Raw genomic sequence first — 23,122 nt, forward strand, 5'->3', positions numbered from 1 at the left:
TTATGTGCATGTTTTTTTAGGCGATTAATTAAATAAGTGTTATCTATCAATACTTATCTTAATTTTATTCTAGAAGATGGATTCTTTAATTCACTCAGCTACTCAATAATTTACATATAAAGCTATTGGATGTCAGATGATATTCCTGTTTTATTCCTGTTTGATTTCTACTTTCTTATTGAAATTAGTGTTCTTTGTTTAATAAAAATCACCTCTGAGTTTTGAACTTTGTTTTAAATGTACAATCTTCTTTTTTTATAAATACTACAAATATTTATCCCATCGGAATTTGTAGTTGCCCCAGGTAAGAGATTAATCGTTGAGCATTAAGAGCAAGTATTGTACCTTCTGCTAAAAGTTTATTAACAGATTTGAGTTTCTCCAAAGTTCTACAAATCAAACCTTTTTTGCTGTTCCCCATTTTGCGTGGCATCAACAATATCCGTTAAATCATCTAAAAAATCTTCTTGTAGTTCAGCTTCACCAACTGGATTCGCCTTTAATTCTGCAATAAGTGTTTGAATAATTTCTAATAATTCATCATTGCTAGTTGCAGTGTTTTTTTGAGTTGCTTGTACATCTCGGGTAATTGATTTCTAAAATCAAAAGATTGCGATAGACTGAATTAGAAAGTATTAATTAAAATAACTATTGTATGGAAATACTATAATTTGTAATACTGTTTTACTTTAATCAATCTGTGGTTGCATTTAAAAGGAGGAATAACTATGTCTGATATTTTTAATCGTGGATATATTGAGATAAATGATGCTCAAGAAAATAATCTTAAACATGTCAATGTTAAAATACCAAAATATAAAACAACTGTCTTTGCTGGACTATCAGGTGCAGGTAAAAGTTCTTTGGTATTTGATACCTTAGCTGCGGTATCTCGCCGAGAATTAAATCAAACATTTCCAAGTTTTACTCAACAATATTTACCTAAATATGGACAACCTGAAGTGGATAGTATCGAACATTTACCCGTGGCAATTGTAGTTGAACAAAAAACAATAGGACGAAACGCACGATCTACTTTAGCTACATACACTGGAATTTATTCCATAATGCGATTACTCTTTTCTCGAGTAGGTAACCCTTGGGTAGGATATTCAGAATGGTTTTCATTTAATCTCCCACAAGGAATGTGTCCACATTGTGCAGGACTGGGTTTTGTAGATGAGATTGATGAAACGAAACTTATTGATCCTGAAAAATCCTTAAATGAAGGCGCACTCACTTTTGTTGGTTTTAGACCTGGAACATGGCGATGGAAAGAATATAGTGATGCGGGACTATTTGACTTAGATAAGAAGATTAAAGACTACTCTGATGAAGAATATCAACTGCTGATGAATGCACCCCGACAAAAATTAACTGATCCACCGGAATCATGGCCTAAAACTGCATTGTATGAGGGATTAGTTCCTCGAATAATGAGATCAATAGTACACAGTGCTTCAGGAAGAAGGCATCAAGCAGCCGTTGACGAAATTGTTACTAATAAAGTATGTCCAACTTGTCATGGTGCACGATTGAACAATGAAGCCCTAACGTGTTTAATCAATGGTAAAAATATTGCTGAAGTTTGTGCAATGGATCTTGTGACAGCTTTAGAATTTTTACAAGAAATTAAAGATCCAATCGCTCAATCAATGGTGACCGAGTTATCAAATAAAATAACTGCACTTATTGATATTGGATTAGGATATTTATCACTAAATCGTGGTACAGACACTTTATCTGGAGGAGAAGCCCAACGTATAAAAATTGCTAAATATTTAATTAGTTCTCTCACTGATTTAGTATATATTTTAGATGAACCTAGTGTAGGTTTACATCCTCATGATATTAAATTAATTATAGATTCATTAAACAAGCTAAAAGAACGAGGAAACACGGTAGTTTTAGTTGATCATAATCCTGGTATTATTTCTATGGCTGACTATGTAATTGAAATAGGACCTGAAGCCGGAATAAACGGAGGTCACGTGACTTTTACTGGTACCTATAATGAATTATTAGAATCCGACACAATTACAGGAAAAATGTTGAATCAAACGTTAAAATTCCGATCTCCATGTAGAGAACCAAAAGATTGGATTACAGTTGAGCATGTAACTGAACATACGCTTAAAGATGTTAGTGCCAAGGTACCAACAGGTATAATGACTGTTATTTCAGGACCTGCTGGATCTGGAAAAAGTACATTGGTTTCTGCAATTAAACGTAGAGTGGCAGACCAAGACTACGTTGATCTCAGTCAAGATGCTGTAGGTATTAATATTCGATCTACTCCTGCAACTTATCTTGATATTTTAAACCCAATTCGTCGATTATTTGGAAAGGCAAATGACGTTACAACACGCTTGTTTAGCTATAATGGCTTAGGCGCATGCCCTAGATGTAAAGGGAAAGGGGTTATGATAACAGAAATGGCTTTCATGGACCCAGTTATTCAAGAATGCGAGCTGTGCCATGGTAAACGATATAATCAAGAAGCTTTACAGTATAAGTATAAAGAGAAGAATATTTCTGAAGTTTTAAATATGACACTTGCAGATACGCTCAACTTCTTTAAATATGAGGATAATATCTATAAGAAAGTTCAAACATTGGTTAAAGTGGGACTAGGCTATTTGACACTTAATCAATCCATGACTACTCTGTCTGGTGGAGAAGTTCAAAGAGTTAAATTGGCCCTTGAATTAAATCATACGGGTAGTATTTATTTTTTAGATGAGCCAACTACTGGGCTACACCTTCGTGATACTGAAAATTTGATTGCATTATTTGAGGATTTAGTTGATCAAGGAAATACTCTAATTTTGATTGAACATAATCTACATTTAATTAGTCAAGCAGATTGGCTAATTGATATGGGACCTGATGCAGGTAAGTATGGAGGGCAAGTATGTTATGTTGGAAAACCAGAAGAAAGTCAATATGATGCTAACTCACGAACAGGTAAAGCTATAAAAGATTATTTAGAACAAGATAGTTTTAATAACAAGAATATTTCGGATTTGCGCTAATATAAATAATTTCTGTCAACTAAGTTCATCACCAATATGACTTTAGATGGCAGAAATTTCTTATCAAAAATGTGCTAACAATCAATTTGACGAAAATTGACTGTTAGCACATTTTAGTTTTTAATCATTACCCTTATCATGGCTTATCGTTTTCTATTAACTCACAAAAGAATTTTGTATAGTGTCCACAGCCATATTTAATTTATATCATAATCCCACAACCCTAATTTTCCTTTGGCTGGTATATAGTTCACTAACAGTTCTTTATTAGAAACTTCCCACACATAATTCCCTACTCTAAAATCCCCCAAAAAATAGTTATTCCCTGAAACGATACGCCCATCTTCTAATACTGCACTAACGTGATTATTTTCGATGACCTTGAAGCAATTTATAAGAGTACACACACCGATAATCTGACCAGTTGGTAGATTACTTTTGTCCAATCCATGTTTTCTGAGCAGAGGCTGAATTGTATTATCATTACAAGCAGCACTATCTAACTTTTTACTGGTGTGAATCGCTAATGGACCACGATATTTAGTATTCCATGTCCTTGTTTCATATTGAACTTCATTAGAAAGAAAGAGGCTTGCCCAAGGTTGAATCATTGAAAGTACCTTCATGTAAGTAATCCTACTTCCCTTAATATAGTTGAATGATAAAGGAAAGCCGTATTCAAAAGAGTACGGCTTTGTTTCATGTTTATGGTTTTAGAATAACTTTCGTGCACTCATCCTCATGGTCATTAAAAATTCGATACGCTTCGCTTGCTTGATCCAATGGAATTGTGTGACTAATGATTTGAGTTGGATCAAGTTCGCCAGATATAATTTTATCAAATAGCATTGGCATAAGATGGATAACGGGTGCCTGTCCCATTTTTAGATTAATGTTTCTTTCCCATATACCACCGAGTGGGAATTGATTGTATTTGGAGCCATAAACACCAGTAATCTGAATTGTCCCACATTTGCGAACTGCATCGGAGGCAATTTTAAGAGGGCTTAATGTACCTCCAATCATCTTCATACTTTGTTCAATAGCTTCAAGTGTTGTTTTTTTGCCATCCATACCTACACAATCAATAACCACATCCGCCCCACCTTGTGTTAGTTCACGGATATGCAGTCCAGTATCAACGATTTCTTCGAAGTTAATTGTTTCCACATTGTTCATTTGTTTTGCTTTTTGTAATCTGTATGGTAGACGATCAACAGCAATCACACGTTTAGCTCCATGCATCCAAGCAAACTTTTGTGCCATTAAGCCGATTGGACCACAACCTAGAATAACGACCGTATCACCTTTTTTTACTCCACCATGTACGACGCTCCAATAAGCTGTTGGTAATACATCAGATAGAAATAATACTGATTCATCAGGTAGCTCACATGATTCAGGAATAACAAAGGGAATATTGTTTCCATAAGGCACACGTAATAATTCTGCTTGACCTCCGATATATCCACCATATCGGTCTGTAAACCCGAAATACCCACCAGTATCTATGTTATAAGGATTAGGGTCAGTATTGGCATTATCACATTGACTTTCCATACCATGCTGGCAATAGTGACAATGACCACAAGCAATGTTAAAAGGTAATACAATTCTGTCACCTTTTTTGACACGTGTAACCTCTGGTCCAACTTCCTCAACAATTCCCATCGGTTCATGACCGACTACATAATCTTTTTGAGCTGGTAATGATCCTTGATAAATATGGAGATCGGAACCACAGATTGCAGTTGATGTGATTCTTACAATAATATCGTCGTTTTTTATTAAAACTGGGTCTGGTACTTCTTTAACCTGCATATTTCTAATCCCTTGGTACGTGACTGCTTTCATTTATTTACCCCCTAGTTTGTCAATGAATTTCAGTATCGCCCAATGAATTAAAATGTATACAGTTTGCTTTCTTTCAATGTGTTCCAAAGAACTTCTTTCTTGAATTGGAGTTCTTCCAAATGTTATACTTATAAATTTGATACATGTATTTTATTGCAAAATGAAATTGATACTTGAGAATTTTTTTAATTCAAAAACCACAAAATGCTATATACTGACATTTTGTGGTTTTACTCATTTATATGTTTCGATACATTGATAACAAAAGGTACAAAATTTTGAATTTAAAATGCTTGTATTTATATGCCAAAAATATCTCATACTAGAACTGATTTAGATTACCATTAGCTTCATTCCTCCAGTTCTTTATCAGTTGTGTTGTCTACAAACTTACTAAAACTATCTCCCCAATCACATATGGCAGTTACTACGTGTTCTAAACGATGCCCAATTTCACTAAGTTCATAATCAACCTTTGGAGGGACTACTGGATAGACACATCTGGTAATTATTTTATCGTCTTCTAATTCTCTTAATTGTCTAATTAACATGCGCTGGTTCACATCAGGAAGCTTTTTTTGTATTTCACTTAATCTCAATGGGGATTGATTCAACAAACACCATATAATAGATATTTTCCATCGACCTCCTATTACGGATAGAGCTAAATCTTTCCCAGTGAAAAATTCCTTGTCTTTATAATGAATAACCATAAAATTTGTGGTCCCTTCTGCAAAAAAAAGTTTATAATGACAAATATGTCAGTATTGTAATGTTTATTATAAAGAGTATTCTTAGTGGTGTAAACAATAAAAACAGAAAGAAGGTATATTATTTTATGACAAAAGTTTTACTTCATCCAAGATTAGATAGCGAATATCACTATCAACAAGACTCAAATTTTTCGGGTGGAACATTAAAATGCTTATGTGAAAATAACCCTGTAGAAGTAGCTGTGACAGCCCAAACAATGCATAACCATGCATGTGGTTGTTCTAAATGCTGGAAACCAGAGGGAGCTATTTTCTCACTTGTTGCCGTTGTAGGTAAAGATAATGTTAAGGTATTAAGCAATGAAGATAAATTACAAGTGATCGATGAATCAGCAGTAATTCAACGCCATGCTTGTAAAGATTGTGGTACCCATTTATTTGGAAGAATTAGAAATGAAGACCATGCATTTTATGGATTAGATTTTGTACACACAGAATTATCTAATGAAAATGGCTGGTCGGCGCCTCAATTCGCAGCATTTGTTTCTTCGGTAATTGAAACAGGAACACCAGCTTCAAAAATGAGTGATGTTAGAAATGCTTTACACAATATAGGTTTACCTACCTATGATTGTTTGTCACCTGAGTTAATGGATGTGCTTTCAATCCAAACAGCTAAATTAAAAGGGACATACAGGGATTAGACCATAGTAAATATTAGAAGTACCTCATTCAGAAAAAGAATATTTCTGGATGAGGTACTTTTCACCCCATCTTATAGATATAAATTGCTCATCTTTCTAAATAGTGTTCGATATAAAATAATGTCTATAGTGACAAAAACGTCAGTATTCCATTGTGTATTATAGTATGTAATCATGGGAAAAGTAAAGATTATAAAAAAGAAAGAAGGGATTCATTTGAAAAGTAGAGCTGCTGTTGCATTTAATCCAGGAGAACCACTTCAAATTGTAGAAATCGATGTAGAAGAGCCAAAAGCGAAGGAGGTATTAGTAAAAATTCTGTATACTTCTGTCTGTCATACAGATGCTTTTACCTTATCAGGTAATGATCCAGAGGGCGTATTTCCTGCCGTACTAGGTCATGAAGGTGCTGGTGTAGTCGTTGCTGTAGGAGATGAAGTGACTTTAGTAAAACCGGGAGATCATGTTATTCCACTATACACGGCTGAATGTGGAGAATGTAAATTCTGTCGTTCTGGTAAAACAAACTTATGTAGTGCTGTACGAGAAACGCAAGGTAAAGGTTTAATGCCTGATGGAACGACTCGCTTTTCTTATAATGGAGAGCCTATTTATCATTACATGGGCACTAGTACATTTAGTGAATATACAGTCGTTCCCGAAATTTCTTTGGCTAAAATTGACAAAGAAGCACCACTTGATAAAGTTGGACTATTTGGATGCGGCGTGACTACAGGGATTGGTGCTGTACACAACACTGCAAAAGTAGAAGAAGGAGCTGTGACAGCCGTATTTGGTTTAGGTGCCATTGGCTTAGCCGCTATTCAAGGATTGGTTCAAGCAAAAGCAAGCCGAATTATTGCTGTAGATTTAAATGAGGATAAGTTTGAATTAGCGAAAAAAATGGGCGCAACTGATTTTGTAAATCCTTCTAAATTTGATAAACCAATTCAAGAAGTCATTGTTGAAATGACAGATGGAGGCGTAGATTACAGTTTCGAATGTATTGGTAATGTAGAGGTAATGAAGTCAGCTTTGGAAGCATGTCATAAAGGTTGGGGCGAAAGTGTTATTATCGGTGTAGCTGGCGCTGGTAAAGAAATTCATACTCGCCCATTCCAATTAGTAACAGGTCGAGTATGGCGTGGTTCTGCCTTTGGTGGCGTAAAAGGAAGAACACAACTTCCAGGAATGGTGGAAGATTATATGAACGGTAAAATCGATATCGATTCATTTATCACACACCATTTAAACTTTACAGACATCAATGAGGCATTTGAGTTGCTTCATAAGGGTGAGTCCATCCGTACGATGTTAACATATGGAGAGTGAGAAAAGTGAGTTTTAAACTTATTGAAAAACATCACTCTTTCGGCGGAGAACAATGTAAGTACCGCCATTATTCAGAAACCTTACAATGTGATATGACCTTTAGCATCTTCTTACCATCCAATAAAGAAGAGAAAAAAATCCCTCTTATTTGGTGGTTATCTGGCTTAACATGTACAGATGATAATTTTAGTCAAAAAAGTGGCTTCCAAAGATTGGCTGAAAAATATCAAATAGCTGTTATGATTCCAGATACTTCACCACGTGGAGAGCATGTAGCAAATGATGCAGGCTATGACCTCGGTCAAGGTGCCAGCTTCTATGTTAATGCTACACAAGAGCCATGGGCAAAGCATTATAAAATGTATTCATATATTGTAGATGAATTAGCACAAATAGCGGCATCTTTAGTTCCTCATTTTTCTGGTGAAGAAAGTATTATGGGGCACTCTATGGGCGGTCATGGTGCTTTAGTAATTGGGTTGAAAAATACAGAAAGATTCAAAGCGATTTCTGCTTTTTCACCAATATTAAGTCCAAGTCAAGTCCCCTGGGGAATTAAAGCCTTCTCAGCATATTTAGGTGAAGACCAAGCTACTTGGAAACAATGGGATACTTCAGAACTAATCAAGGAAATCAGTATGCCACCTATTCTCATTACGCAAGGTACTCAAGATGAGTTTTATTTAGAACAATTAGACGAAACGTTTTTCCTAAAGGTGGCTCAGGAAAATAATAAACCAGTAAATTACAAAAAAATGGAGGGCTATGATCATAGTTATTTCTTCATAGCTACTTTCTTAGAGGAACATTTCGCCTTTCATATGAAGTATTTAAGATAACCTTTTTTGAAAAAATATCCACATTATCATTAAATGTGGATATTTTTCGATGGCTACATGTTGTTATATTTCTCAGGTTATTAACTAAAAAATGATCGGGGGTATCGTTAAATTGGATTATAAAAAAATGTTAGTCAATGAATGTGTTAAACCATACTTATTAAAAGCCCGATATGGGATTGAAAAAGAAAGTAAACGTGTTGATTTATTAGGGAATTTAGCTAAAACAGATCATCCTAAAAGTATTTCGTTGCGAGATGATCATCCGTATATTCAGCGAGATTTTTCAGAATTACAGATGGAAATAATCACACCTGTTACCGAAACACTGGAGGAACTATTTGATTACTTGGCAGCGATTCATGATGTTGCTTATCGGTCTATGGGTGAAGATGAAATGCTTTGGCCTTTAAGTATGCCGCCACAGCTACCAGAAAAAGATGAAGATATTGTAATTGCGAAATTAAAAAAGGAAGAAAATATTCGATATCGTCAATATTTATCAGATTTTTATGGTCGTCGTAAACAAATGCTTTGTGGTGTTCATTTTAACTTTGAATTTGGAGATGAGTTAATTCAATCGTTATTTAAAGCACAATCAGAGATTAAAGATTATCAACATTTTAAAACAGAGATATATCTAAAAGCCACAAGAAACTATTTACACTATCGCTGGTTAGTCACTTACTTTTATGGAGCTTCTCCTAGCAGTGAAAAGAATTTTTTTGAAGAAGATTCGTTGAAAGATGTAGTAAGAAGTATTAGAAGTAGTAAATATGGTTATACAAATTCCGACGATGTTCAAGTTTCATATAGCAGTATACAGAACTATGTATCAGATCTCTCTTTGATGGTAAAAAAGGGACTTCTTTCAGCAGATAGAGAATTTTATTCACCTGTTCGTTTAAGAGGTGGATATCATGTTTCTGACCTAGAAAATCACGGCATTAGTTATATTGAATTGCGAAATATAGATTTAAATCCATTTGAAGCGCATGGAATTAGCTACGAGCAAGCAGAATTTTTCCATCTTTTCTTAATTTATTTATTATGGAAAGATGAAGGGCAAGATTGTGATGAGTGGGTAAAAATGGGGAATATTCACAATGATATAGTGGCTCTTGAGCACCCATTAAATCATACACAATTTGAAACAGAAGCTAAAAACATGATCGATGAAATGGAACATTTAGCAGCAACTTTAAATTTAGCTACTTCTGAAACGTTATTTGTTCATCTGAGAGAAATGATAATGGACCCAAGCAAGACTTTAGCTGGAAGACTTTATAAAGAAAGTGAAAAAAACAGTCAAGGTCAAGTGGCAACGTTGATTGCTAAAGCAAATTATAAAAAATCATGGGATAAGCCTTATCAATTAACAGGATTTACTGACATGGAATTGTCTACTCAGATTTTAATGTTTGATGCAATACAACAAGGAATCCAAGTGGAAATCTTGGATCGACAAGATCAATTTTTAAAGTTGAAATTAAAAGATCATGTTGAATATGTAAAAAATGGAAATATGACAAGTAAAGATACTTATGTATCCACTTTAATTATGGAAAATAAAACAGTAACAAAGAAAATTCTTCAACAACATGGATTCCGTGTGCCAAAAGGTGAGGAATTTCATACAATTGAACAGGCTTTACGTTCCTATGCTCTCTTTTCTACTAGGCCTTTTGTTGTGAAGCCAAAAACAACAAACTATGGATTAGGAATATCGATTTTCAAAGAAGGTGCCAATTACGAAGATTATCAAAAGGCTATTGCACTGGCATTCCAAGAAGACTCTTCCATATTAGTAGAAGAGTTTCTTAATGGAACAGAATATCGATTTTTTGTATTAAATAATCAAGTTCAGGCTGTTTTATTAAGAGTTCCTGCGAATGTTAAAGGTGACGGTAAACATACAATCGAAGAGTTAGTTATGCAAAAGAATCGTGATACATTAAGAGGTAAAGACCATAGGACCCCTTTAGAAATCATACAATTAGGTGAATTGGAGAACCTTATGCTAAAAGCCCAAGGATGTCGAATGGATTCAATTCCAAAGAATGATGAAATTATCTATTTGCGTGAAAACTCTAATATTAGTACAGGGGGAGATTCGATTGATGTGACAGATCAAATTCCTGATGATTATAAAAAAGTAGCAGTGGATGCGGTAGCAGCACTTGGAGTTAAAATTTGCGGTATTGATTTGATTATTGAAAATACCGAAATTCCCGCTGCTAATAAAAATGCTTATGGAATTATTGAAGCAAACTTTAATCCATCCATGTATATGCACATTTATCCATATAAAGGTGAGTCACGACGTTTAACTATGCATATCATACACTACTTATTCCCCGAACTATTACAGTCAAATTAAGGACGCCACTATTGGAATTTGAAGATACAATGTTAGGCTATTGAATGACAAGAAAGCATTAACTATTCAAATCTCAACCATGTATAACCCCGTCCTGATTAGGGCGGGGTTAAAATACTATTGTTTAAATTCTGTATTACTATATAAACATCATGCTTATTTGAATAGGTTGTGACTGCGTTTATTTTCTTTAGCGTAAATCTAATCATAAGAAAAGCATCTCTAATTGTTGGGCGACGCCTAACAATTAAGGGTTGTTGTTGTATTGAATGTCTTTAATTTAGAACATATTTTTTAGTATAATATTTAGGTAGCATTGTTAGCCCTCCTGATTAGAAATAACTTTTCTAACCTCACACTATCATAAGGAAATTCTTTTCAAGTTAGATGTGTAATTTTTGTATATTGAAATAATAAATTTAAGTGCCTATTGATTATTTGCTTTTTATGACCTATTTATGAACTTTAGACAAAAGGTATCTAGAAGAGCATTCTCGATACCTTTTGTCATTTTTATTTCTCTCATTATGTTTGAAAATGTTATTTAATTTTTAAACCCCACATAAGTGTTCACTGTACGAAATTCCGCTGCCTAGAAGAAAATACTTCCATCAATTGTTTGAAGAATCCCTGCATTTTCTTTATGAATATCGAACATTAAACAATAAACAGCTGTTCTCCTTTGTATTCTATATCTTCTTTCTTTTCACCGAATGTGATAATATCCATAATTTAATCTCCCCCGTCCATTTTTCGATTTTAACATAAATATCCAATATTCATTTATGAGTTATTCCACAATCTGGACTGCTTCCTTAAACAAAGAAATATGTAAGGGTGGTAAAAAAGCCTAACATATACTATATATTCATCTATTTTTTCTTCGTAAGTTAGTTTTCATAGCCTTTAAACAGAATTCTTACCCTATTATGAAAAGTTTTACATATTTCGATTGGTGATAAAAGGACAGCTCATTTGTTTACTTGACAGCGGTAGATTATGCTTTTAGTACCTACCCTTATTTTATTTCCAAAAATTTAATATTGCCAAAAAGCAAACGTTTGTTCTAATATATGTATACAAACAAATGTTCTTACATATGCTAGGTAAAGGGAAAAATCATTGTGGCAAAAAAATATCAATAATATACAGTTATTATTTAGGAAATTTCAAGAGATAGAAAGAGGAAACTAAGATGAGAGAGCGACTGATTAAAGTTATGCAACAGTGCAATCAATTAGTGAACATTATGTATGTAGAAAAAGAGGGTTCCTTAACCAAATGGAATGTAAAAGTTATTGGAATTTTGGTTATTTAACTTTTTGATCAGTAATGTTCCCGTCATTATTCCTTTTGTTTATAAGGAGCATTCCTGTTAGAAGGATTTTCAGGGGCTTGAAATCAGAAAAGCCCTCTTGTATGATGCATGAGTGTCAACAGCCATTGACCCACTATCACACAGGAGGACTCCTTTTATGAATTCTAATAGGAACCAAAAGATTAATCAAGTCTCTGAAAAAAGACTCGTCATCGGTATCGATATTGCCAAGCGTACACATTATGCATGCGCGGTTGATGAAAGAGGACGCGTGCTCCATAAATCGTTCCCTTTCTCGCAAACAAGAGAAGGTTTCGATGCTTTTTATGAAAGATTACTGGCTTTACGTGCTACCCATGAAAAAAGTGAAATTCTTGTCGGTTTCGAGCCCACAGGTCACTACTGGATGAATCTCGCTGCCTATCTTCAAGCACATGGAATTCCATTTATCATGGTGAATCCTCATCATGTCAATCGTTCCAAAGAGCTAGATGACAATCTTCAAACAAAGAATGACCAAAAGGATGCGCTCGTCATTGCACGTTTAATGCGAGATGGACGATTTAGTTACCCACGTATTCTAGAAGGCGTGGAAGCTGAATTGCGTAATGGTACAACCTTGCGTGCCAAAATCCAAGAAGATGTAAATGCCTTACAAAATCGAATGATCCGTTGGTTAGATCGCTTTTTTCCTGAGTTTACACAGGTATTTAAAAACTTCGGGAAAATGGCGTATGCGGCGCTTGAAAAGACACCACTGCCGATGGACATTCAAGGGAAAACGCCAGAAGAATTATTATTTTTATACCGCCAAGTAGATGGGATGAAAAGTCCACAGCTACCAAAGGCAAAACAATTAGTCGAGGTGGCACAAAGCTCGATTGGACTGACAGAAGGCTTAGTGATGGCACGCATTGAAATCGCTACACTACTTTCCCAGTATCAATTGATGCAAGCTCAGCTTGATGAATTAACAGTCCAGCTTATAGAACTGGCAAAACAAATGACGGATTATGCGTATTTAGCATCAGTACCTGGAATCGGAGACGTAACAATTGTCGAGCTGCTTTCCGAAGTTGGTTCTCTTACACAATATGAGCATCCACGCCAATTAATCAAACTAGCGGGACTCACATTACGTGAAAACTCTTCTGGACAGCATAAAGGACAAAAACGGATTTCTAAGCGTGGTAGAAGAAAACTTCGAGCTCTTTTATTCCGTGTCATGATACCGTTAATTCGTCATAATGAGGCCTTTAAGCAATTACATGATTATTACACTACACGCACCATCAATCCACTTCGAAAGAAACAATCGATTGTCGTGCTCTGTGGAAAGTTACTGAAGATTTTACACACCTTGTGCAAGAAGAAAGTACATTTTGATGTGAGCCAAATGATGAAAGACCTTTATTGTCTCGGAGAGGCAGCCTAAGCAATCAGAACTCGACCTCTAACAGAAGGATGACACGGAGAAGCCGGCATTATTTTCACCATAAGACTACGAGTCCCTTAAGGAGCATCGCCAGCCTCTGCCTTATGAATAGACCGAACGAAGGAATGTATGCGCTAGACGCCAAGAGACATGGGAGGGTGAGTCGTCATAAGCATCGCAGAGATCCATTAGTGCATCATATAGTGGAATTAAAAGTTAATTTTTTTCAATTAACTTTAGCGAAGCGTACTCACCAAATGACAATGAATTGAAGAACTAGAAAAGACTATATGTACTATGCGGTGAAAAAATATTTTCATCACTTTAAAAACGGGTCAGACCGTTGATATATCAACATTTATAGAGGGAGCGTGAAGTTGTATGAATTATGAGGGTATGCCAAATAAACCTATTATGTGTATCGATATGAAATGTTTTTACGCAAGCTGCGTGGCAATGTTACATGGACTAGATATTTTAAAAATTCCAATTGCAGTAGTAGCAAACTTTGACCACCCAGGCAGCATAGTGCTTGCTGTATCACCTTTGATGAGGGAGAAGTTCAAAATCAAAACTAGCAGTCGACGTTGGGAAATACCTAAACATCCTGACATTAGATTATTTGAGCCTAAAATGAGTTTCTTTATTCAAATGTCGATGACAATTACCAAATTGATTTCTAATTACGTACCAGTCGAGGCTATACATGTGTATAGTGTGGACGAAAGCTTTGTTGATTTAACTGGTACTGAGAAGCTATGGGGCTCGCCTGAGGAAACTGCTAAGGAAATACAAAGAGCTATTCTGGATCAATTTAATGTACCAAGTGCAGTAGGGATGGGACCAAACATGTTAATAGCTAAATTAGCGTTAGACCTTGATGCAAAGAGAACAGGTTTTGCCCAATGGACGTACGAGGATATTCCAAAGAAATTATGGCCTGTACGGCCTTTATCTGAAATGTGGGGCATAGGGAAACGAATGGAAGCAAATCTAAATGCTATGGGAATACAAACTGTTGGTGGTTTGGCAAATGCAGATTTAGCAGAATTAGAAAAGCGCTTTGGCATAATTGGCAATCAACTCTATTACCATGCATGGGGAATAGATTTATCAAAATTAGGGGAACCGTTAATAACAAACGGAGCTTTAAGTTTTGGTAAGGGTCAAATGCTGATGAGGGATTATCACACACGAAAAGAGATTTCTGTAGTGCTTCTAGAAATGTGTGAAGACGTAATGAAACGCGCACGTGATGCAGGGTTTGTTGGCCGTACAATCAGCTTAGGACTTTCATATAGTCATAATGCCATGACCAAAGGGTTTCATCGTTCTAAAACAATTGCAGTGCCAACAAGTGAAACGCTTGTGATGTATAAAACTTGTATTGAATTACTGGATGAGCACTTTGCTGGAGAGCCAGCAAGACAATTATCAGTCAGAATATCCAACCTAGAGAAAGAACATAGCATTCAATTGGATTTATTTGATGAACGTAAGCCACAACGTCAGATAATCGGTCCTACAATGGATGCAATACGTAACAGGTTTGGAGCTACCTCAATATTAAGAGCAGTTTCTTATACAAAAGCTGGTACAGCTATTAAACGAGATCGCTTAGTTGGTGGCCATTTGGCATAGGAGTGATTGGAATGATAAAGGATAGAGGGAATATTAAATGGGCATCGATGATGTTGCCAGAACATTTAGAGCTTCTCAGAGAGTACAAAGAAGAGTATACGGAACAGCCGAGAGCATTGACTGAATGGGAGATGGAAGAACTACAAAAAACAATTAATCAAGCTTTTAATCAGCAATTGGCAGTTACTTTAGAAGTGTGGAAGGACCATAAAATCACACAATGGACTGGAATAGTTAAATCGATGAATACTAATGAACTCATACTTGAAACACTACTTAAAACGGAAAGCATTCCAATCCAAAATATTCAATCAGCCCAACTGGATGCTAGTTACTATGATTAAAGCCGACGAAAGACAGTTACTTCATAAGTATCTTTTATTAGAATTAGCAGTTAAATCATTACAGGTTGATTATTGTAAATTAGAGCAGTTTAAAATGAAAACAGTATTTCTTCCAATGATGGATTCATTGCTAAAGGATCTAAGGCAAGAATATTTTAATCTCAAACGAAAACTTGCACAAAAAAGTATACGAGTAGTAGGTTGGCAACCAGTTGATGAATATTTTAGTGATGTGCAAGTTGCCACTGCAGGTAATGATGTAGTACTCCGTTATGCAAATCAAGCTCTTAAATCACAGGTGGAAAAGCTGTTGATTAATCATATTAGAAGTAACAAATGAAAGGTATTAGATCTATTTCCTTAACCCACTAGTATATCATGGCAACTATAGTTAACCTCTTTATATCACCATTAATATTTTTGATAAACAAAATAAATAAGACCCTTGTTTCAACTTACTTGAAACAGGGTCTTATTTTTCGTATTAAGAATATGATTAATTTCTTAATCTTTTCCAGTTTGCTAATACAATATTGTCTTTTTTGTTAATGTCAGTGTCTTTAACATCATCTTTTATAGAATTATTATTTTGCTCTGACTTAGGTTCGAGGAAAGAATGAAGGTTATCTAAATTATCAAAAGCATCAAGATTTTCTGAAGTTGATATTTGGTTTACTAACCCATATTTTTTTCTATATTTGTCTATACCACTATGATGTGCCATCTCTAAATTCATTTTTTGATATTTCTTTATGGTTTCCTCAAGTTCATTTACATTAAGCTTTAATGAAATAATATGGTGTTCCAATTCACTATTTCGTTCGGCTAAACTGATATTCTTAGCTAAAGATTCATGCAAAAAATTCTCAGAAGGTAAAAGATGTTCTAATAATTTAGTTTTATCATGAGAATATTTTTCGACAATGTCAGAAAAGTTGGGTATTTCAATCTTTAAACCTGTTTCCGACTCAATTTTTATAGTAATTGGTTCATTTGCTATTTTAATGAATTCCTTTCCCCAAGTAGACCAAACATCTTTCTTGTATATTGTTGGAAATTCATCTGGATTTATCTTATTCATTTCCTCAGAGAATCTTACCATATCGGCCATTTTGATTATTCCAGAAGGATGTTTTTCTCTATACAGATAAACTAAGTTCTTTAATCTAGTTTGTTCTTCTGGATTATCATATTTTCTTTTCCTTCCGGCTCCTTTGGGATTTCTTGTTTTAATCATTAATTTCACTCTTTCTCTTTAAAGATATTTGTAATAAGCGTGGCATAATCATGGATATCACCTATCGTTAACTTGGATTCTCTGGCCAATTCCTCCAGGTCGATAGGGCTAATCCTACAATTTTTATATTCTACTTTGATGTCTTTGTAAATTCTTTTAAGTGTATCGGATCTATTTTTAAGTTTCTTCTTTAATCCCGTTTTTAGTTCAATAATCTCCTTGAGATTTTTTTCTATTTCTTCACGGGGAATCCAATTTTTTGAGCAGAGAAGGCAAATTCTAGATTCGCATCTTTTTAATTTGTCTGTACAAAAGCCGATTTCAACCTCATCTTTGAAGTCAAATAATTCTTCAGGTGCAAGTGATTTAAGAACAATATCTTTTATGGCTAGAGTGGAGTCGAAGCTACCAGTATCATTTTTATTTATTAACCGATTTTCTATAATTGTCCCATATGCATTAGAATCAATAAAAAATTCAATGTGTTTTTGATAATGATATTGAGATTCTAAATGTTGATGACCCGCCATCCGTGCAATAGTAAGTGGATTAAAACCTTGAATCATCATACTGCAAATGGCATAGTGTCTGGTATCATTGGGTTGTATTTTTATAATCTGTTTATCAGTAATAAATTCATTTAATTCTTGATCGATATTCATTTTTTTATTATATTTCTTTTTAATCCAGTTTATTTTTTTTATTGGTTCAAGACTAAAAGTTGCATTTATGACCTCGTTATAAAATGAATTTAATAGATTATTTAACATATATAGAACAAAATAATTTGGATTAAATTTTCTTTTTCTGACTTGTGATGGAAACTGTATCATAGTACTTCGATAGACTGAAGCAGAGATAAGTGTACTGGTTTCACCAAAAGGTTCAGATATAATAAGGTACCTTTGTATAAGGTTGTAAATTTCTTGAGATATTGGTAATGTATCAATTACCTCAAAAGTTTTTGTTGTGGCTTTTTGTTTTTGTCTAGGCAATGTTATGTAATAGGAATTCCCTTTGACAGACAGACAGTTTCTTTTAATTGAACAAAATTCAGAAGGTCTCATTGGTATAATCGAAGTTAATTTCCACCATATCAAAACTGGTGAAAACTTCAATTCGTGCTTTGCATCCCATATTCTAGCGTATGATGTAAGTATATAACTAAATCTGATAATGTCCTTAAATGGAGGTAAGTCTCTTGTGTTATAAGAACGAGTAAACTTTGCGGACAATAAACGTAATTGGTTTAAAAATAATTCAATATAGGAATCCGCGTTTCTACTACTGTATATATAGTCAATGAAATTTACACCGGATAACAAAATAGGGTGTCGGATTGAGGAATCTAAATTATTTAAAGAAAATTCAATCTCTTCGATATCTTGAAGTAATAAATTATTGGTGATTGTTAAAAACTCTTTTAAATTATGTAAATAAATTGCGCCTGAACTTGGTTTTATTTTTAGTAAATAATTTAAAATCCAGCATTTAACTTTAATTTTTATTACAGAGTCAGTAATATCGTTAAAAGTGAAATATTTCTGAATGTTTATTTCCTTGTTATCTACCAATGTCCAATTATCTTCATCAAATTCTCCGTTGATTAGAACATGATTAATTTTTAACTCTACAATTATTTCTTTAGCTATTTCTATGGATTGGTTAGTTATAAATTCATCATCTGAATATTCCTCTATATCATCGTAATTGTCGGATTTTGCGATAATTTGCGACAAATTTGCTCACTCCTCTAAAAGCGCTAATTTTTGCGTGAATAAATTTTCTCCACCATCGTAAAAACTAAATACATAATCCTCTCCAAATTTTTCTATTGTTTTTATAAGGAGGTTTTGGATTTTTATTATGGTGTTTTGTTCTCTTTGTTTTACGCCTTTTTTGTTTGAGTTTTTATACCTCTGTATACTATCTTCAAATTCATTAAAGATTGAAGTTAAGGCATAAACATTATGAACAGCAAATAGACACTGATTACAGCTATATTGGTTTGAAGGTCTATGACAATTAGGATAAATTAGACATTGAGTGTTTGGATTTTTTGCTGGCATTTGTCCTAGATACATATTTCGTATATGCTCTAATGCATCATCGGGTGATAAAGATAAAAGTTGGTCCATTAAATTTTGTTCTTGCTCACTCATTACTTTTGAAAAGAAGTTAAAAAGATTTTCAACTTCAAATGGTTCAAAAAATTGTTTTACATATGAAATTTCTGTTGTTCTTTCTTGTAATGAACTTTCTTTAACTTCTGTTAAAAGTTCTATTAATTGTTCGTATAAAAAGCCAAATTCACCTCGGTTAAATAAATGAATTGAAATTTGGTTCTCACCATAGCCGATATATTCTTTTGTTACCTCAGTTTTATGTTTGCGAAGTTTCATAACCAATTCAAATGCTGAATTACCTTTCCCCTTTTTTTCTTGTATAGAATAGAAAAGATGTTCCATAAGTGAACGATTAGCAATTAATGGCGAAAATTTGATGTGTTTTAAATCATCACTTTTCTTGAAAAATAAGTTAAACTGACTTGCTCGAATCCTATTTTTCTTTTTGGTTTCGCTAGTAAAATCAATTATTGATGAGGAATTATTTTTACGTCTATGAAATTCACAAATACACAATGCAGTTACCATAGGTATAACTAGATCAAGGTTACATGTGAAATCTCTAGGCATGCCATTTTTGGCTGTAACTAAGTTATAACTTCTGATGATATTAATAATTTTTTGAGCCTGAGGTTTAGTAAGTTTATAAATTTTAAACCATTCTATATTTGGCACTCCAATTAGTTCGGGTTGAATAGGGGGAATGCGAAATACATCGCTAGGTCTCCAAGCGTTAGTTAAAAGGATCATTATGAATAACCATAAATTTGCATACTGTTTATCAACAATAGCGTGATTTAAGTGATTATCGAGTTTTAAGCAATAATTGTATATATTAATCCAATCCTCAAAACTAATCTTTTCATTTTCTTTATAAGAGCGTTTTATTCTTGGGTTAGGCAATTCTTCAAGTGAATATTTACATAACCTTTCGTTTTTTATAAAAAGCAAAATTTCCCAAATGTAGATTTTTCGACTTGTTGTTGGACAATTATTGATTAATAATTGGACTTCTGCATTGTCATAGTTAAAAAGTTCTTTTTTTAGATTGTAATTAATTAAATATTCAATCGATAATAAGTACTGTCGTTTATATTTTTCTGAGGTATCAGGATTAGCTTGTTTTGAAGATAGAGACTTTTCTGCAAAAGATTTTAATAGTTCTACAGTTTTCTCTAGATGTACAGGCATATCTCTTACCTCTATATAATTTTTAATATAATCGCTTAATTCAAGATGTAATTGCTCGAAAACGAGTGAAAATAATTCCTTTTTCTCTAAAAAACGTAAAGTATCTTGCTTATCATATAAGTATTCCCCAGTTAAGTTTGTGAAAAATTTCATATATAAAGGCATTTCAATAGCAGTTATTGGGATATATCTAAAAGTTTTCTGTAGATTTAATTTATCTAGTAGTTCGGGGCGTGTATAATATTTTCTTCTTAAATCGTTGATCATTTCTAAATAGTCATCTACTTCTTTTTTATTAATTTTCCAATATCCTTCAGTGTCGTTAGGTTCAACAAAATCTTTAAATAAGTTTTTATATTCAGATTTTTGTAATAGGCTATATAAACTTTTTTCTCTTCTTAAGGAGAGTTTATTAATACTTTTAAAAATATAATAATTTTGTTCTTCATAGGGAAAGCAGCTTTCGGGAATAATATCTAAATCGGGGGTACTATCTAAATTAGGAATACTATCTAAATAGTATTTCTTTATAAATTGTAATGCATTATCTTTCTTTACATATGTCTGTTTACTAATAATAAGTTTGTCTTCAACTGAGAATTTATTTTTTAAGTAATTGCGTGTAAGTTTTAATTCGTCAACTATATAGTCTAGTTTAATGTAGTCATTTTCCAAAGACTCTATAAATAAGTGAAGAGAGTCTTTGGTTATCCATGATTTATTAGAGCTAACACCATTACTTTCCAATCCGAAATCTGTTTTGTGAAATTTTAAATAGCCTGCTTTAACTAATTCCATAATTGAAGATGTACTACCTTCTGAATAACCAAGTAATTTTTTTACATCACTAACTGAATAGTGTCGTTCTAGAAATTTTTTTTCCTCAGCTACAACTGTTTCTACTTCTTCTATTGGAAAGTATAAACCTTGCTCTTTAAATCCAGTAGGCGCATTTATTGGATTAAGTTTTCTAATCTCTGTATAATATTTTAATCTTTTAAATCCTAATCCATATTTTCTATTAAGGTTATTTGTAGAAATATGGGTTTTGAATATTGCCCTTTTTCTATCCAAAGTAACCTTAAAATCGATAGCTGAATTTTTAGTAATATAAACGTATTTCCCATTAATAGGGGAAGTTAGTTTTATTATATTAAGAAGGGGAAACTCATCAGGGAAATGCAATTCGATATTATGGAGTCCAGTATATTTAGGTATTCCTACTATTGTTATAAATTCATTTAAATCGCAACAATCATTCAATATTTTTAGTTCATAATTCATATATTGCTTTACGGTACCTTCGTTATAATGTTTACCATCAAATTCGATTACTTTTAGCTCAGCTAATCTTTTAACTTTATCTGGACTAAAGCCTGTTAAATCTACAACTTCTTTTTGCATTAGTTTTCTATCCAAAAGTTAAAACATCCTTTCTGGAAAATGATTCTACTATTCCTTCACAGTATTTTTGTGATAAATTTACTGTTTCCACATCCAAATCATCACATGAATTAATACTCTCTTGATACATTTCTTGCAAGCCATCTTGGATTTCATGAAGAATAGCTTCTTTACTCATATAGGCAAGTGCGGATGCCAGATTCTTATCTCCTCGAAGAAGGGCCAATTCAGATGGTCCATTAACTACCTTTGCCATCATATTTGTATAGATACGACGACCGATATGAGTGTTCCAGGAATTAGTTGATAAAATTGAGTAATAAGCTGGCATTTCTTTTTTTACAGTTTTTAAAAATTGTTCTTTAACTTTTTTAAACCTTGCATCATATGTATCACCACTCATTGGATTACCTTCGTTATCAATAAATAACGCATTATGTTTATTAATTTTTTGTAAAGTTTCCAATCTACTTTTTAGATTTTTTAATAATGTTATCGAGAGGCTTGGTATAACTTGAATTGGTTGTATTGGGAATATTTTGGTATCCCTTTTTACTGAACAGGATGAAATATCGTTCAGCCTCTCCCATAAATAAGGTTTGTATCCTATCCTAACAGATAAGCCAAACTCTCCGTTAGGACCAATCTCACGTAGGTCACTTCTTAAAACATTTACCACTTCACCTCTACGCAATCCTCCAAATATTTGAAGATAAATACCAAATGCAATTTCTGGTGCCACTGAATCTGCTACTTCCAATAATAAAGTAATTAATCTATTGTGAGGGAAATGCTCTAGTCTTAATTCATATCTTGTTACATTTTTAGCTGGTAGTGAAAATCCATTTCCAATAAAGATAGAACCGATTGTTTCTTTGTTATTTTTTAATTTGTATGTATTATCATCAATAATTTCTGCCAACTGACCTTGAATAATTTTTTTATCTTTTAAGAATTTGAAGAAGTATTTTAGATACATATCAGCGTGTTCTAATGTTCCTCTAGATCTATATCTACCTTTTTCATCTTTGTTTTTCTTGTACTTAGTTGTTTTTAGATGTGTTAAAAAGTCAATACCATGCGAAAGGGTTAGATCTTTTAAGGAGTTTAATTTGTAGATTTCATAGTTATCAATAATCAACCAATTTAAGAACTGTACAACGACGTCTGCAGCTCTTTTTTGTGTATTGTAATTGTGATCTGTTTTTCCATAGCGGTGTTTAATAAAATTTGTAACAGGGTGCACTTTAAAAAAGTTAGTTTTTGTATCTTCCACAACTATAGTTGCATATTCCACTTTATAGTCCAAATCTAAATCTACACTTGCTTTTTTTACACTAAATTTAATACTCTCATAATTGCGATCCATATTTTTCCCCCTCCTTAAAAATCTAATAGGCTTCTTCCAATTTGAAAACTCTTAAAAGTATTAAAATGTTCCTGGAAATATTAATCTCTAAAAATATAATTATGAGATAAATTAATTTTATGTCATAAATACCGGTAAAACAATCTTAATATTGAGAATTTTCTTTACGAAAATAGTTATCAGAAAAACCACCCACATAA

Annotated in this window: 17 protein-coding genes; 10 read left to right on the plus strand and 7 right to left on the minus strand. The window is 33.3% G+C overall.

From position 1 onward, the window contains the following. The first annotated feature begins 728 nt into the window (after nucleotides 1-728). Nucleotides 729-3,035: an ATP-binding cassette domain-containing protein gene (locus CA598_RS26375; RefSeq protein ID WP_094878422.1), complete on the plus strand. Its 2,307-nt coding sequence runs from the start codon at nucleotides 729-731 to the stop codon at nucleotides 3,033-3,035. A gap of 197 nt (nucleotides 3,036-3,232) precedes the next feature. Here the strand turns inward: CA598_RS26375 and CA598_RS26380 are convergent, their stop codons facing one another. From CA598_RS26380 to CA598_RS26390, 3 genes are all read right to left on the minus strand, one after another. Then, nucleotides 3,233-3,661, minus strand: coding sequence for an ASCH domain-containing protein (locus CA598_RS26380; protein WP_094878423.1), 429 nt, complete (start codon nucleotides 3,659-3,661; stop codon nucleotides 3,233-3,235). 79 nt (nucleotides 3,662-3,740) lie between these two features. Further along, the gene (locus CA598_RS26385; protein WP_094878424.1) at nucleotides 3,741-4,889 is read right to left on the minus strand and encodes a zinc-dependent alcohol dehydrogenase; all 1,149 of its coding nucleotides are present in this window, start codon (nucleotides 4,887-4,889) and stop codon (nucleotides 3,741-3,743) included. A gap of 350 nt (nucleotides 4,890-5,239) precedes the next feature. Next, a complete protein-coding gene (locus tag CA598_RS26390; RefSeq protein ID WP_094878425.1) occupies nucleotides 5,240-5,602 on the minus strand; it encodes a winged helix-turn-helix transcriptional regulator in 363 nt (120 codons plus the stop codon). A 125-nt stretch (nucleotides 5,603-5,727) separates the two neighbouring features. Here CA598_RS26390 and gfa point away from each other — a divergent pair, with 125 nt between their 5' ends. The 9 genes from gfa to CA598_RS26430 all read left to right on the plus strand — a co-directional run bounded on the left by gfa (nucleotide 5,728) and on the right by CA598_RS26430 (nucleotide 15,935). Next, nucleotides 5,728-6,306, plus strand: a complete 579-nt coding sequence (gene gfa / locus CA598_RS26395; protein ID WP_094878426.1) for an S-(hydroxymethyl)glutathione synthase — start codon at nucleotides 5,728-5,730, stop codon at nucleotides 6,304-6,306. 216 nt (nucleotides 6,307-6,522) lie between these two features. Beyond that, nucleotides 6,523-7,638, plus strand: coding sequence for an S-(hydroxymethyl)glutathione dehydrogenase/class III alcohol dehydrogenase (locus CA598_RS26400; protein ID WP_014824368.1), 1,116 nt, complete (start codon nucleotides 6,523-6,525; stop codon nucleotides 7,636-7,638). A 5-nt stretch (nucleotides 7,639-7,643) separates the two neighbouring features. Then, a complete protein-coding gene (gene fghA / locus CA598_RS26405) occupies nucleotides 7,644-8,477 on the plus strand; it encodes an S-formylglutathione hydrolase (RefSeq protein ID WP_094878427.1) in 834 nt (277 codons plus the stop codon). Nucleotides 8,478-8,589: 112 nt separating this feature from the next. Beyond that, on the plus strand, nucleotides 8,590-10,857 hold the full coding sequence (gene gshAB / locus CA598_RS26410) for a bifunctional glutamate--cysteine ligase GshA/glutathione synthetase GshB (protein ID WP_094878428.1): 2,268 nt from the start codon (nucleotides 8,590-8,592) through the stop codon (nucleotides 10,855-10,857). A gap of 1,195 nt (nucleotides 10,858-12,052) precedes the next feature. Next, nucleotides 12,053-12,175 carry a hypothetical protein gene (locus CA598_RS33125; protein ID WP_256990655.1) on the plus strand — a complete coding sequence of 41 codons (123 nt, stop codon included), beginning with the start codon at nucleotides 12,053-12,055 and terminating at the stop codon, nucleotides 12,173-12,175. Nucleotides 12,176-12,332: 157 nt separating this feature from the next. Further along, a complete protein-coding gene (locus CA598_RS26415; RefSeq protein ID WP_094878429.1) occupies nucleotides 12,333-13,610 on the plus strand; it encodes an IS110 family RNA-guided transposase in 1,278 nt (425 codons plus the stop codon). Between the two features lie 381 nt (nucleotides 13,611-13,991). Continuing rightward, nucleotides 13,992-15,251, plus strand: coding sequence for a Y-family DNA polymerase (locus CA598_RS26420; protein WP_094878430.1), 1,260 nt, complete (start codon nucleotides 13,992-13,994; stop codon nucleotides 15,249-15,251). An 11-nt stretch (nucleotides 15,252-15,262) separates the two neighbouring features. Then, the gene (locus tag CA598_RS26425; RefSeq protein ID WP_094878431.1) at nucleotides 15,263-15,595 is read left to right on the plus strand and encodes a YolD-like family protein; all 333 of its coding nucleotides are present in this window, start codon (nucleotides 15,263-15,265) and stop codon (nucleotides 15,593-15,595) included. Next, nucleotides 15,588-15,935: a YhjD family protein gene (locus CA598_RS26430; protein ID WP_094878432.1), complete on the plus strand. Its 348-nt coding sequence runs from the start codon at nucleotides 15,588-15,590 to the stop codon at nucleotides 15,933-15,935. Before CA598_RS26425 ends, CA598_RS26430 begins: the two co-directional genes overlap by 8 nt. Nucleotides 15,936-16,091: 156 nt before the next feature. Here CA598_RS26430 and CA598_RS26435 read toward each other — a convergent pair whose 3' ends face one another. The 4 genes from CA598_RS26435 to CA598_RS26450 are packed head-to-tail and all read right to left on the minus strand — an operon-like array spanning nucleotide 16,092 to nucleotide 22,922. Then, nucleotides 16,092-16,832, minus strand: a complete 741-nt coding sequence (locus CA598_RS26435) for a hypothetical protein (protein WP_094878433.1) — start codon at nucleotides 16,830-16,832, stop codon at nucleotides 16,092-16,094. Between the two features lie 5 nt (nucleotides 16,833-16,837). Then, nucleotides 16,838-18,571, minus strand: coding sequence for a site-specific integrase (locus tag CA598_RS26440; RefSeq protein WP_094878434.1), 1,734 nt, complete (start codon nucleotides 18,569-18,571; stop codon nucleotides 16,838-16,840). 6 nt (nucleotides 18,572-18,577) lie between these two features. After that, on the minus strand, nucleotides 18,578-21,568 hold the full coding sequence (locus CA598_RS26445; RefSeq protein ID WP_094878435.1) for a hypothetical protein: 2,991 nt from the start codon (nucleotides 21,566-21,568) through the stop codon (nucleotides 18,578-18,580). Continuing rightward, entirely contained in the window at nucleotides 21,561-22,922 is a 1,362-nt protein-coding gene (locus CA598_RS26450) for a hypothetical protein (RefSeq protein ID WP_094878436.1), read from the minus strand. The genes CA598_RS26445 and CA598_RS26450 overlap by 8 nt, the downstream gene beginning before the upstream one ends. Nucleotides 22,923-23,122: the final 200 nt, after the last annotated feature.

This window comes from Paenibacillus sp. VTT E-133291, from assembly GCF_002264395.1.
Taxonomy (GTDB): Bacteria; Bacillota; Bacilli; order Paenibacillales; family Paenibacillaceae; genus Paenibacillus_AQ; species Paenibacillus_AQ nitricinens.

Bases quoted from the DNA above. Each gene is read 5' to 3' on its own strand.
- CA598_RS26430 (WP_094878432.1), top strand. From the start codon at position 15,588: ATGATTAAAGCCGACGAAAGACAGTTACTTCATAAGTATCTTTTATTA.
- CA598_RS26415 (WP_094878429.1), top strand. From the start codon at position 12,333: ATGAATTCTAATAGGAACCAAAAGATTAATCAAGTCTCTGAAAAAAGA.
- CA598_RS26450 (WP_094878436.1), bottom strand. From the start codon at position 22,922: ATGGATCGCAATTATGAGAGTATTAAATTTAGTGTAAAAAAAGCAAGT.
- CA598_RS26390 (WP_094878425.1), bottom strand. From the start codon at position 5,602: ATGGTTATTCATTATAAAGACAAGGAATTTTTCACTGGGAAAGATTTA.
- CA598_RS26435 (WP_094878433.1), bottom strand. From the start codon at position 16,832: ATGATTAAAACAAGAAATCCCAAAGGAGCCGGAAGGAAAAGAAAATAT.
- CA598_RS26425 (WP_094878431.1), top strand. From the start codon at position 15,263: ATGATAAAGGATAGAGGGAATATTAAATGGGCATCGATGATGTTGCCA.
- CA598_RS33125 (WP_256990655.1), top strand. From the start codon at position 12,053: ATGAGAGAGCGACTGATTAAAGTTATGCAACAGTGCAATCAATTAGTG.
- CA598_RS26380 (WP_094878423.1), bottom strand. From the start codon at position 3,661: ATGAAGGTACTTTCAATGATTCAACCTTGGGCAAGCCTCTTTCTTTCT.
- CA598_RS26385 (WP_094878424.1), bottom strand. From the start codon at position 4,889: ATGAAAGCAGTCACGTACCAAGGGATTAGAAATATGCAGGTTAAAGAA.
- CA598_RS26420 (WP_094878430.1), top strand. From the start codon at position 13,992: ATGAATTATGAGGGTATGCCAAATAAACCTATTATGTGTATCGATATG.
- CA598_RS26375 (WP_094878422.1), top strand. From the start codon at position 729: ATGTCTGATATTTTTAATCGTGGATATATTGAGATAAATGATGCTCAA.
- gfa (WP_094878426.1), top strand. From the start codon at position 5,728: ATGACAAAAGTTTTACTTCATCCAAGATTAGATAGCGAATATCACTAT.